Raw genomic sequence first — 12,487 nt, 5'->3', positions numbered from 1 at the left:
CACCACCGCAGTTTAGAACCTGCCCGAGACTTCACGGAGATGCAGTGTCGCTGACGTGCGAACCCAATCCGCTGCATCCCCACTCCGTCCATCCCTCCAGTCGGCAAGTGCGCGGGTGAGCAGAGCAAAATTCGGTGTTCCAAGCCCCGTCGCCAGGCTGAAGTGGCCACCCGCCAGGAATCGACCTGGGTGTAGATGACGAAAATCGTTACCTCCCCTGTGCACCGGCGTGAAAACCCAACCATGGTTGGAGAGGCGATAGAGCCAAGGGTTAATGAGTCCGAGTCTTGCGGAGGCATGGGCCTCGACCTCGGCGAGGCCAGCTGCGAAGACGGATGCCGCCAGGCTCGTACCCCCCAACAAGGTCCATCCGCCTCTCGGTACATCGATCTCTCCACCAACCGCTATCATCGCGACATCGGGCACAAGCCGACAACCCGCACTGAGATGACAGAGTTGATGGACTCCTCTTACACCAGCGTAGACACCGCGCTGGTAGGGGGGTTCAACAAAGACATGCGAGACTCCGCCACCGCTCGCGCCAGCGTAGGTCTGATCATTCCACACCCAAGGTCGAGCAGCGGGGCCTAGTGGGGTGGTGAACTGCTCGCCACCGACCGCAGTCACCATCGGCTGCGAGGCAGGATCGTCGACCGAGAGCCCATCTCCACCCCTCGTGGCGAGACAATCCGATGACCCATCATCACCGCTAGCCGCCACCACCGTCTGTCCCTGCAGTGTGGCCTGTGCAAAGGCCAGCTCTTCGATCGTGAGCTGTTGGGGAGGGGTATCGCTCTCGCAGGACCCCCACGTGGTCAAAAGAATACTGGCGCGATCCTGACTCACCATGCGCAGATACAACGCATCAGCATCACCAGCACTCGCGGTATAGACCAGCAGATGTGCCCCGGGAGCGTAGGCGATCAGCGTCTCGACGTCGAGTGCCACCTCCTCAAGGTGCGCATAGCTGGTGTTGTCTGAACCACCATCAACTGCAACGGTCGCCAGATGCACTGGTTCCCTCAGGCAACGTGCAAAGCGAATGATACTCTGATCCAACGAGGGTGTCACACTCCCAAACTCGGCGATCCCGACGGTGACCGGGTGTGGAAGACGTGACCGCGACAGGTGATAATACTTTGCAACTACCGCTGGCGAAAAGCCACCGCTCGGCGTGTTCTTTTGACTGAGTCCAGAACAGGTGAGCGATCTGTTCGCTCGCGCACCCTTGGGGGTCACCGGGAAGTAACCATTGGCAAAGAGGCCAGTGACCCCATCGACAAGGTCATCGATCGCTTCGGGCAGCTTGGGGTAGGCGTCGGCGACAACGACACTCCTACCTCCCGAAAGATGTACTTGGTCAAAGGCGACCCCAAGGGCAGCTGATGCATCGGCTACCGTACCCGCGACGGGCATCACCAAACCACCAGCCCAAGGAGCTCCCGTCACCAGGCCGTAGTCCTGGAAGTAGTCACTGACAAGGTCTTGCTTGGCCGGTGTCGGAGCATAGCGCTGACCAAATTGCGCAGGGGTAAGGTAGCTTCCTGGTGGCTGCTGCGAGCGGAGCCAGGCAGCGGCGAAGAGCTGACGTTGATCCCGCGGTTTGAGTACGACGTCGAACTGTACCGTCATCGTCCCAGAAGCTCCCCGTTGGTTGATCAATTCCATCGCAGGATGTGCATGGGGAAGGAGGATGAGGCCGATGCCGAGCAAGGAGGCAAGAAAGAACCGCCCGCAAGCCGTGACCGGTCCGCCCTTGGCCTGTTTCCTCTGCATCATCATCTAACTCGATGCCTTCCTTTGAGCCTCTGGGGCACAGCTCCGTCGGTGCCCGGCCATACACTACAGAGCAAGGAGGTTAGTATGGTCTACCTAGCGGTACTCCTGGCGGCTGTGGTCGGATTGCTTCTTGGCTACCTCATTGGTCGCCGAGGGAAGGGTGAGAGTTCCACCCTAATGGATGAGTGCCGAGATCTACGCGAGCAGATGTCGGTGAAATCCACCGAGCTTGGTGAAGCACAACAGACGATCGCACGGCTCGAAGAACGACTCAGCGCCACGGCCCTCGCGAAAGAAGAGCTTGACCGATCTATCGAGTACGCCCACAGCCTGCTGGCAGCGAGGGTCTCAACGACCATGCAGGGGTACACCGAGGAGCTTGCCACACGAGCAGAGAAGACCTTCTCCGCCACGGCAAAGACCTCTTTTGAGCACCTTGTTCAACCGGTCGATGAGGAACTCAAGCGACTCAATACCGAGCTGCGCGATCTCCAGGACAATCGGCGGGAACAGTTCGGGGCGCTTGGTAAGTCACTCGAGGATCTCATGACGATCCATCTCCCACAACTCAGGGCGCAGACCGACAGTTTGGTCAAGGCGCTACGCCAACCGACAGTACGCGGAGGATGGGGTGAGGTGCAGCTTCGTCGGGTCATCGAACTCGCCGGCATGACTCGATACTGTGACTTCGAAGAACAACCAACCCTCAGCGATGACACCGGACGCAGTCGTCCCGATGTGGTCATCCACCTACCAGGGAACCGGTCCATCGCGGTCGATGCGAAAGTACCCCTTGATGCGTTTCTCCGGATGACGGAGGCCGAAACCGACGAAGAACGTCTCACGCTACGGGCGGCGCATGCCCATCAACTCCAGGTGATGGTGCACGATCTTGCCTCCCGTCGCTACGGTGAGCGACTACATAACAGCCTTGACTTCGTCGTCCTCTTCCTCCCAGGTGAGGCCTTCCTCAGCGAAGCACTTGCCGCACAACCGTCCCTTCTTGAGGAGGCTTTTACGCAATCGGTGATCATCGCATCGCCGACCACCCTGCTGCCACTGCTGAAGGCCGTTGCTTTTGGCTGGCGATCGGAGGCACTCGAAGAAAATGCGGCACAGATCGCTGCGATCGGTCGTGATCTCTATCAACGCTTGGGTACCTTCCGAGATCACCTTGCCAGAATGGGTGGGGGGCTCGCCTCGGCCGTGAAGGCCTACAATGACGGCGTCGGCTCCCTCGATCGTCGGGTTCTACCCTCAGCGAGACGCTTTCTCGACCATGGGGTCGAGGGGAGAGAGGGTGAGCTCGAAGAGCTCGATACTGTTAGCGATTCTCTGCGCCTCGTCGACCCAGCCGTCATCCCTGTCGAGCATCCCAAGTCCTAGGGAATTCCTCATTACCAGGGCACCCAACTCGTGCTCACCGACGTCACAACCCTTCCTTTTCACTTTGAGATGTTCCTGCGACACCGCTAAAGTAGGTCTATGACTGACGAATTTTGGTTGACGTATCTGCGTGCACACTCGCGTCGGTCGACGCGAGTGCTCCACTATTTTGGTTCGGCACTAGCGATCGTCGTCCTCGCGCGGGCGCGGCGGCCACGCGACCTCGTCGCCGTGCCCATCGCCGGTTATGTCCCTGCCTGGTTTGCCCATTTCTTCATCGAACACAATAGACCAGAGACGTTTGCGCACCCTTTTGCGTCACTGCTGGCTGACTACCGGATGCTCGCTCTCGCGATGGCCGGACGCCTCGGTCCTCACCTTGCGCGAGCTCACAATGAGCTCACCCCCGACGAGTGAGCGCGACAAACGCGCCATCCATGGGAGGTGGTCTCCTCAACAGGGATCTCCTGGTCTCTGTCCTTGCGACCAGCATGGCATCGATCCCCGCATTCCTCGTCGGTGCTCTCGCGGTCGAGATCCGTCAGTCTTTTTCGGTGACCACCGCCGAGCTCGGCCTCGCCGTCACGAGTTACTATCTCGGCGCAGCCCTCTGGGCGGTACCCTCTGGTCGAGTAGCCGAACGCATGGGAGGGGTGCGGGTCCTGAAGCTCACCCCTGTCATTGGAGGCGTCCTCCTCGCTGCGATCGCACTCTTGTCCTCCTCCTGGTGGCTACTCGCCCTCCTCCTTTTCCCCTGCGGGATGGTCAGCGCCGCCACCGCCACCGCCTCGAACCTCTTCTTGGCGAGGCGAGGTAAACCCGGCAAGCAGGGTGCCACCTTTGGTATCAAGCAAGCAGCGGTTCCCTTTGCCTCCTTACTCGGTGGTCTCGCTGTTCCGGCACTTGCGCTTACCGTGGGTTGGCGCTGGGCCTTTGGACTCGCCGCCATCCTCTCCATCACCACGGCGATCTTGGTGCCACGGCCCCCGCAGCCACGATCCAAGGTTGCGAGGCATGGCACAAGAGCACTGCCAGCGATCGACAAACTGCCGATCACCTTGCTCGCCATTGGTATCGGACTTGGGGTTTTTAGCGCATCCGGCATGGCTGCCTTTCTGGTCTCTGGTACCGTCCATGCGGGTATCTCCAAAAGTGCCGCCGGCTTTATTGCCGCCCTCGCCGGAGCCACGACCGTAGTGGTGCGCATCACCAGCGGTTTTCTCGCTGATCGTCGCGACTCCTCCCATTTCTCGGTCATCGCCATCATGATGCTCATCGGTGCCGTTGGTTATGCAAGCCTCGCGCTTGGGCAACACCTAGGGCTGGCCGTGCTCCTCGTACCCGGTGCGGTCATTGCTCTTGGTGTCGGCTGGGGATGGAACGGACTCTTTAACTTCGCTGTGATCGACAAACATCGTGCAACCCCAGCCAGAGCGACGGGTATGACCCAGTTGGGAGGTCGACTCGGCGGAATGCTGGGTCCAACCATCATCGGCCTGTGTATCGATCACTTCAGCTACAGTGCGGGGTGGTTGCTTGCAGCGACCACCTGTGGCTTAGCCGCGGTAGCTGTCGTGGCCGGAAGTCACCTGCTGGAACAACGAACGGCCACGTGATAGCGAGTGGCCAAGCACCCCCTACGAGGCTAGGCCATCCAGTCGCGCCAACTGCTCAACTGTGAGCTCGATCTCCGCTGCGGCGATATTCTCCTCGACGTGGGCCACACTGGAGGTTCCAGGTATTGGAAGCATCACCGGTGATTTTGCGAGCAGCCAGGCCAATGCGACCCCCTTCATCGTCGACTTCGTGCTTCGACAGCATATTGAGAGCCCACCGACTACCCCAAGCCGTTCGCGAGACATCACGCCTAAAGCTGAGTGACCGATTTGCTCACTCCGAGCCAGACGGAAGATCACACTGTCGCCGAGGTCGTCGCTCGTTGCGCCATCAATCTTGCAAGGAAGGTGGACGGCGGTCACAAGAAACATCGCCATACTTGTACTCTCACAACTCGTTGCCTATCCCGCGCACACCTGGTTCGTGACATGCGCAAAGAAGTAGCCATGCACCAATCTTCAAGGGCGCTATCATGAGCAGCCAGGGAGGTAAGGGTGTCGGGCCCACCGATCGAGGACATCAACACGGGCCCACTCATACCTTGGCCCTAGAGCCAACCGCTGCTGCGTAGTTCCGGTGCAGAAAAGAGAGAAGCACCTGCGCGACGGGAGTGTCGTGTCGACCAACGACAATCGTACGCAGGCGAGCCGCCGATCTCGACAGCCACTCATCGCCATCACCTTACAAAGCACCGCTAGCGAGTTGGAACGCGTAGTCGATTGTAGTAGCATGTAGGTGTGGTGACAGTTGACTGGCGTAAGCGGGCCGACTACATCCGCTCGCGTCACGGCGTCATCCCTGTGTGGGCCGACGAGGCAGTGAATGAGGATCATGCGGTCTGGTTAACTCCGGATCCAGCGAGCCGGAGTGGTCGCTCGGTGCGGGTAATCGGATACTCAACGAGCGCTCGCAACATCCTCGTCATCATCTTGGTCGCCGCTAGGGCCGATGAGATTGAGCAACCTAGCGGGGAGTGGTGGGGCGCCAACGCCTGGGTTGCAAGCGCACGAGATCGCCATATCTACACAAAGGAGAACTAGTGAATAAAAAGATCGACGACATACTCGCCGAGGAGGGGACAGCGGCGGAGCACTACGATGGCGAAGACACCATGCCTCAGGGGGTCGCGATCACGAGGCCGAACATCGGTCGACCCACCGTGGTGTCGGTTCGACTGTCTGCCAACGAGCACGCACGCCTTCAGCAGGCTGCCGAAGAGGCGAACCTCTCCATCTCAACGCTGATCCGCATCTGGGCACTCGACCGGCTCCATGCTGAGGAAGAAGAGCACGACGGCTTAAGCGTGGTCGAGCGCCTTCGTCGACTCGAGCACGTTGTCTTCCAACAATCCATGTGATGCTACTCCGGTACGGAGATGCCGACGACACCATGTGTCGTCGGCACTGCCTAGTTCGCATCTGGTGCGACAACATCATTGACAAGCCGACGTAACGGCACAGAGCACGTTCCTTGGGTCAGGGTCAACACGGGCGGGGCCATCGGCCCGAGACCGCGCTCTCCTATTACGGGGTCTGATGCCGTTACAACCACAAATCCGCACCACACAAATTCGAACCATAGGAGCCATGGGCTTATCGGCGTCAATTGGGCCACCAAGACACGCGAGTCCGCCTCCTCAACTACCGAGTTGCGACTGGCTACATCAGCTACAAACCGCCTCTCCCAACCTGACCAGCAACGAGGACTCCAACTATTGCCTGTTCAGATCGCCACTGCAATGCCGGATCCTGTTCGATCACGAACACAGGTCCTCACCTACCCACTGCCGACACCAAGGTTGGATCCAAGTGAGCGAGCGACCGCTCTCATCCCCGCCTTACGTTATCGCGAGAAGTATCAGAGAGCCCAGCTCAACCCATATTACCATTCACGCTGCCTCCACCCTCGAGGTCATCGGCTGACCCTTCGGTATCAGGGGGTTCTAGCAACCGTTGCGTGCTGGGAGCCCAGATAATGAACTCATCGGTGCCGTTGGTTATGCAAGCCTCGCGCTTGGACAACACCTAGGGCTGGCCGTGCTCCTCGTACCCGGTGCGGTCATTGCTCTTGGTGTCGGCTGGGGATGGAACGGACTCTTTAACTTCGCTGTGATCGACAAACATCGTGCAACCCCAGCCAGAGCGACGGGTATGACCCAGTTGGGAGGTCGACTCGGCGGAATGCTGGGTCCAACCATCATCGGTCTTTGTATCGATCACTTCAGCTATAGTGCGGGATGGTTGCTTGCAGCAACCACCTGTGGCTTAGCCGCAGTGGCCGGAAGTCACCTACTGGAACAACGAACGGCCACGTGATAGCGAGTGGCCAAGCACCCCTACGAGGCTAGGCCATCCAGTCGCGCCAACTGCTCCACTGTGAGCTCGATCTCCGCTGCGGCGATATTCTCCTCGACGTGGGCCACACTGGAGGTTCCAGGTATTGGAAGCATCACCGGTGATTTTGCGAGCAGCCAGGCCAATGCGACCTGTGCTGGGCTTACACCGAGCTCGCGTGCCACCTCACCGAGCGCACCGTCACCTTGCGCAAGTGCCCCTGTCTGAATCGGGAACCAGGGGATGAACGCGATACCCGATGCTTCACAGTACTGAAGAACCTCCTCAGACTGGCGATTGGCCACGTTATAGAGGTTCTGAACCGAATCAATTGTGGCGTAGGTCCGCGCCTCCTCAATCTGGGATACCGTGACCTCCGATAGGCCAATCCTATCCACCTTGCCCTCTGCTTGAAGTTCCGCCAAGAGCCCGACCTGGTCTGCCAAGGGGACATCGGGGTCAACGCGATGGAGTTGGAAAAGATCCAACCGATCAACACCAAGTCGGCGAAGACTCATCTCCGCCTCCTGTCGAAGGTAGGCTGGACGACCCACCGGCACCCAGACACCCGGTCCAGTACGTACGAGACCCGCCTTCGTTGCGATCGCCAGCCCTGCGGGATACGGATGCAGTGCCTCATGGATGAGCTCTTCGCTGATATAGGGTCCATAAGAATCTGCCGTGTCGATCAGCGTCACCCCGAGTTCGACCGCTCGGCGCAGCACCCGCTTCGCCTCGTCTAGATCTCGAGGAGGTCCCCAGACTCCAGGACCTGTGATCTGCATCGCGCCGTAGCCAAGCCTTCCTACTCGCAATGTTTCACCGATCGCAAACTCTCCACCGATAAAATCTTTCATCAACACCTCTTCGTTTGCTATCATCAGGTTCCCCGCCAAGGACAATTCACTGCCGATGGCCTAGAAAACTATTTGCATCTACAACCATTATCCTAGTCGTGCATTCCCGATCCTCGGATGGGATACCTCCTTCACCTCAGCCCGGCGAAGATGTGCCCTCTCGGCAGCCCTTCCTCGTGGGCTTGATACCCTCGTTCCACACGCCCAGCCATCCAGAGAGGCAACGATCGCCCAACCAACTCCCACTGAATCCGACCAGCATCAAGGGAACCATTCTCACCGTCGGCCCCGTCGTGGAAGTGGCTTGCTACCGTACTGCACTGTGGGGGCTTGCTTGGCACCTCCGCTACCCATTTGTCGATCCGGCGGTAATCAAATACTCAAGCAAGTCCACCACGATCGACCGCCCAGAACGTTGCGGTACTATTAACCAGCGCAGTGACGTCGTTTATCACCCAAAAACATGAAGATCGATAGACCACAACATCTTTTTTGGGAACACGATAACCTCTACGCCATATCAGTGGCTATAATCGTGACGTGCATTCTTTCGCTGACAAACTCGAATCAAAATTCGTCAACATCTCATCCGACTTGCCAAACTTGCCGAAGGAGTTTGTTGCGTGGTTGATCCGCTGGGCTTGGTTGATCGTCGCAATCGTAGGGGTGCTTTACCTCTTCGACGCCCTGGGCTTCTTAACGCTGGCAAACGACTTTGGGTTTGTAGGGTTCTTTGATGGTGTGAGTTTCACCTTTTCGCTCTACCTTGCCGCAGCGCTCACCGCCGTTTATGGCGTGTGCTACCTAGTAGCCGTTCCCGGATTACGTGAGCATCGGCGTCGTGGGTGGCAGTTGTTATTTTATGCATCCATAATCCAAGTCGCGATGGTTATTATCGTCGTGATATTGACTGGCTTAGGTGGCATCTGGTCCCTCTTGGAGGTGCTTGTCATCTGGTATCTCCTCTTTCAGATTAGGCCAGCCTTTGTTACATCCAACGAAGCTGAATAGACAAACCTCCGAGATTCGCCACGGGAATTCCATCATAGATATCGATATCCCACCTGCATCATCACGACATGACGGCACAACCAAGTCTGAACCAGCTACGCTTGATCCTCTGGTAACTCATGTCGGAACGTCTGCAAGTCACCGAGTGGTGCGCGAATCCTTGAGACAAGCATGAGAAGGCAATAGAAGGAGGAGCCTGCGATGGGCGGATGGATGATTACCGATAATCGAGGTATCCGATCGGGAGATGGGAGCATGCAACACCAACTTCATGGGTCTAAGCATCTGGTTGCAGCTGTTAGCTTTTTGGGCATTATGTCTCTGTTGCTGGGTGCCTGCGGCTCCTCTTCTGGGGTCTCGGTATCAACCCCGAACGGTACCGTAAAGGTCAATACCAACTCAAGCGGATCGAAAGTGACATTCAAGACATCCAAGGGTAGCGAGGTGGTCGGGGCCTCCTCTAGCCTTCCCTCCGGCTTTCCTTCCGGAATCCCACTACCACCCCATATCAAGTTGGTTGGGAGCATCGCCACTACCGTCTCGGGGGGTCAACATTACGAGTTAACATACTCCTTTACAGGCAGTTTTCGGTCTGAACTATCGAACTATGCGGCCGAACTCCATGCCGCCAACTACTCTGACAAATCGAGCTACTCCTACAATGGCGGAGCTGTCCAAAATTGGTCTTCAGCAAGCTGGAACATTACGATCCTTGGATCAAGTGGGAGCAGCGGGACCAAGAACTCCTTGATCGTGACGGTTACCAAACCAAGTTAGCAGAGACAACAGCCCTCTCCAAAGGCATACCGGGGAACGAACCTCAACCCTTTACGTACGCGTTCCGGATCACTTTCCTAGAAAGTAATCATGTAAAACCCAACTACTCACCAAGTTCAGACCCATCGAATAGCGAGCACGCAATAGAGCTGCAACCCTTGCTCAAACAACGGGGTTATTTGGCACCACGGTGCCACGTGCACGCGATTATCAAGTCGGGTTAACGACGTGCACTCCGACACCCCAGTCATAATACAGAATCGTCTCATAGACCTGATAGGGGTGGCCCTCTTGAACACAATGCTCAGTGAGTTGAAGTTCCCGCGGGCGATGATCTGGATCCATCCAGAGACTGAAAGCGATCGAATCGATGATCTGTTGAGCCGGGCTAACGAGCGTCGTGGTGGCTTGTTGTTCCATCAATCGCACCCCTTGGCTGTCTAGAGTAGCACTCACCCCTATGGTGGCGTGACCACGGATAAACTTACCCGGCACTCCATGAATGTTGACCAGATAGGGAAGCAGCTTACTGAGCGGAAAGGGATCCCCAGGATGGACAGTACCCTCATGCCACCCACCACCTGGCGGATTAGACTCATCCCAGTAACGACTGCCGATGGCGATGAAGTGTCCCACCACCGTCACCGCGTTCGCACCGCTGAGGCCACTCACCGTTGAATGCGTCGTACCCACAAGCTCCCGGTTCAAAGGATCAGTAGCCATGGTCGTCACCGAGTCGATGTTGCCGAGAGAATCCGTGATGGTCATTTTCATGTGGACGGGCTCTGCTCCCACGACGACTCCAGCACGATCGAGCAAAGAGGTTCCTTGGCCAGTGCTGGTACTAGCACCCTTCGCTTCTGCCGTTTTCACTCCAGAGGTCGCTTTGGGCAGAGCAGCCTGCTTAACAGATGCAGCGTGTTCGACACCACACCCAGCAAGCAAGAAGGGCAGCAACCCAAGCACCAGCCAAACGGAGCGAAATCGCCGACGATGAAACTCCACTATGCCTCAATCAACACACTATGTCCAGAATACACCCAGAGCAGTATAACTTGTCAACAAGTGTTTGTGCTTGCATCGTCGAGACTATATGTTTGAGTCTTCAGATGTTTACACCTCGATGTCGTGACCGCTAACAGTGATCAGCGACAAACGAGCAACGTATCCTTGATCATCCCACGATGAGGAGTCTGGCGAGCACACAACCGCTCAAAATAGATGCGATCAGGCTCGACTCCCGATACGCCACCTGATCACCATACCTATCCGGCTCCATCCCATTTGTCCGATCCGGTGTCCTAACTCTCTCCAGTACAGAACTCTTGCGTCACTCCCCGAGATGGACAACCTCAACCGTCAATAACGATGCCAAACTCTTGAGCGAGATGAGACCGGCCAGATTGAGTCACCTTCACGACTCGGCGCTCGCCACGGACAATCCAGCCAAGATCAAGAAAACGTAGGAGCAGTGCACCTCCCAGTGCGCCGGCGAGGTGTGGACGCTGTTCACTCCAGTCCAGACAGTAGCGGGTTAATGGACGCCTCGAGGAACTAACGAGTTGGACTCCGAGTCCTAGCAGACGTGATCTGCCCTCATCGGTGAGAAGGTAGTCAAAAGATCGTCCCGCTCCGAGGATGGGATCCGACTCCCTGGCTCGCTTGCTCTGGCTAGCCACAAGAACTCCGTCACGAACAAGCGCCTCCAAGAGCGCCACACCCAGGCGCCCGGCGAGGTGGTCGTAGCAGGTTCGAGCCTCACGAATCGCCCTTGCGTGCGTGTCTTGGCGGAGGGATCGGATCGGGCGACAGGGGGCAAGACAGGCAAGTGCCTCAAGCGCCTGTGCGACCTCGCTGCGAGAGAGACGGAAGTAGCGATGACGCCCTGAGGCCTCGACGCTGATCAATCCCCCGTCGACGAGCCGAGCCAGGTGGGCCGATATCGTAGAGGCGCTCACGCCAGCCTCTGCGGCTAGCGTGCTCGCGGCCAAGGCCCTACCGTCGAGCAGCGCCATGAGCACCGCTGCACGAGCGGGTTCTCCCATCAAGGCAGCCACAACCCCTATGTCACTGTCGCCAAGCGCTGGTGTTTTTGTCGTCACCTGTCCACTCTATTCTCACGATACTTCGGGGTGTCGCTGAGGTTCCGATGGTAGTGCTGAGGGTGTGGCCAGAGGTCGACCGGAGCATGGGACCTTGGAGAGCGGCGCCATCCAGGGATTCGCCCTCGACCGTCGGCAGCTACCTGTGTTGGATACTTCATGGTCATCCTTGACACGATGGCGGTCCAGTTCGCGCGCGCACGACTATCGGCATACCTCCAGTCAACCACCAGTGGATCGCTAACTCCTACAACGCGGCCCCGGTGTCGTGCTGCGCTCGGGAGAATGCGAGGAATTCGACATGGTGCGAGCGGGTATGACGATCCTTGTTCTCGGACCTGCCCTTCTCAGACTTGTACCAGCCCTGGGTCTTCTAGTTACCGAGCAATGCATCCAGGGAATCGGTGCTGCCTTTGCTGTGCTATGGTGGCACCTCTTCTCAGGACTGTCCCCCACCACAAGCAGTCGAAGGCGGGCGCATCTTCGCTGTGGTCTCTTACCAGGGTACCGTGCCCCTGCCAGACAACCGAGCAAATGGCAGTGCCATGCTGCGACTGACACCGATAACACGCTACCACTACCTGTCGAGACATAGATGACCAGTAACTTGGCCTATCCCGACCTA

General features: G+C 57.8%; 12 protein-coding genes and 1 pseudogene. 8 read left to right on the top strand and 5 right to left on the bottom strand.

What is annotated here, in order from left to right; all coding sequences use genetic code 11:
* Positions 1–12: 12 nt before the first annotated feature.
* Positions 13–1,779 (bottom strand): S53 family peptidase, encoded by a 1,767-nt coding sequence (locus tag M7Q83_RS06825; RefSeq protein WP_298336714.1) that lies wholly within the window; start codon positions 1,777–1,779, stop codon positions 13–15.
* Positions 1,780–1,863: 84 nt separating this feature from the next.
* Here M7Q83_RS06825 and rmuC point away from each other — a divergent pair, with 84 nt between their 5' ends.
* From rmuC to M7Q83_RS06810, 3 genes are all read left to right on the top strand, one after another.
* Positions 1,864–3,165 (top strand): DNA recombination protein RmuC, encoded by a 1,302-nt coding sequence (gene rmuC, locus M7Q83_RS06820; protein ID WP_298336712.1) that lies wholly within the window; start codon positions 1,864–1,866, stop codon positions 3,163–3,165.
* 99 nt (positions 3,166–3,264) lie between these two features.
* Positions 3,265–3,582, top strand: a complete 318-nt coding sequence (locus M7Q83_RS06815; RefSeq protein ID WP_298336710.1) for a DUF962 domain-containing protein — start codon at positions 3,265–3,267, stop codon at positions 3,580–3,582.
* Positions 3,583–3,602: 20 nt separating this feature from the next.
* Positions 3,603–4,781, top strand: a complete 1,179-nt coding sequence (locus M7Q83_RS06810; RefSeq protein ID WP_298336708.1) for an MFS transporter — start codon at positions 3,603–3,605, stop codon at positions 4,779–4,781.
* A 21-nt stretch (positions 4,782–4,802) separates the two neighbouring features.
* On the opposite strand, the pseudogene M7Q83_RS14235 reads toward M7Q83_RS06810, so the two are convergent.
* Positions 4,803–4,979 (bottom strand): annotated as a pseudogene (locus M7Q83_RS14235) (aldo/keto reductase); the annotation flags it as partial.
* 540 nt (positions 4,980–5,519) lie between these two features.
* Here M7Q83_RS14235 and M7Q83_RS06800 point away from each other — a divergent pair.
* The 3 genes from M7Q83_RS06800 (at position 5,520) to M7Q83_RS06790 (ending at position 7,097) form a co-directional block, all read left to right on the top strand.
* Complete coding sequence (locus tag M7Q83_RS06800; protein WP_298336704.1) at positions 5,520–5,822, top strand: hypothetical protein; 303 nt, start codon at positions 5,520–5,522, stop codon at positions 5,820–5,822.
* Positions 5,822–6,139 carry a CopG family transcriptional regulator gene (locus tag M7Q83_RS06795; RefSeq protein WP_298336702.1) on the top strand — a complete coding sequence of 106 codons (318 nt, stop codon included), beginning with the start codon at positions 5,822–5,824 and terminating at the stop codon, positions 6,137–6,139. The genes M7Q83_RS06800 and M7Q83_RS06795 overlap by 1 nt, the downstream gene beginning before the upstream one ends.
* Before the next feature lie 595 nt (positions 6,140–6,734).
* On the top strand, positions 6,735–7,097 hold the full coding sequence (locus M7Q83_RS06790; RefSeq protein WP_298336700.1) for a hypothetical protein: 363 nt from the start codon (positions 6,735–6,737) through the stop codon (positions 7,095–7,097).
* A 20-nt stretch (positions 7,098–7,117) separates the two neighbouring features.
* On the opposite strand, the gene M7Q83_RS06785 is transcribed toward M7Q83_RS06790, so the two are convergent.
* The gene (locus M7Q83_RS06785) at positions 7,118–7,972 is read right to left on the bottom strand and encodes an aldo/keto reductase (protein WP_298336698.1); all 855 of its coding nucleotides are present in this window, start codon (positions 7,970–7,972) and stop codon (positions 7,118–7,120) included.
* Positions 7,973–8,512: 540 nt separating this feature from the next.
* Here M7Q83_RS06785 and M7Q83_RS06780 point away from each other — a divergent pair.
* Positions 8,513–8,983, top strand: a complete 471-nt coding sequence (locus M7Q83_RS06780; RefSeq protein ID WP_298336696.1) for a hypothetical protein — start codon at positions 8,513–8,515, stop codon at positions 8,981–8,983.
* 201 nt (positions 8,984–9,184) lie between these two features.
* Positions 9,185–9,760: a hypothetical protein gene (locus M7Q83_RS06775; protein ID WP_298336694.1), complete on the top strand. Its 576-nt coding sequence runs from the start codon at positions 9,185–9,187 to the stop codon at positions 9,758–9,760.
* Positions 9,761–9,970: 210 nt separating this feature from the next.
* On the opposite strand, the gene M7Q83_RS06770 is transcribed toward M7Q83_RS06775, so the two are convergent.
* Both M7Q83_RS06770 and M7Q83_RS06765 read right to left on the bottom strand, forming a co-directional pair.
* Positions 9,971–10,765 carry a hypothetical protein gene (locus M7Q83_RS06770; protein WP_298336692.1) on the bottom strand — a complete coding sequence of 265 codons (795 nt, stop codon included), beginning with the start codon at positions 10,763–10,765 and terminating at the stop codon, positions 9,971–9,973.
* A 347-nt stretch (positions 10,766–11,112) separates the two neighbouring features.
* Positions 11,113–11,862, bottom strand: coding sequence for a winged helix-turn-helix domain-containing protein (locus M7Q83_RS06765; RefSeq protein ID WP_298336690.1), 750 nt, complete (start codon positions 11,860–11,862; stop codon positions 11,113–11,115).
* Positions 11,863–12,487 lie beyond the last annotated feature (625 nt).

This window comes from Ferrimicrobium sp., assembly GCF_027364955.1.
Taxonomy (GTDB): domain Bacteria; phylum Actinomycetota; class Acidimicrobiia; order Acidimicrobiales; family Acidimicrobiaceae; genus Ferrimicrobium.
This window is presented reverse-complemented; position numbering and strand designations above follow the sequence as displayed.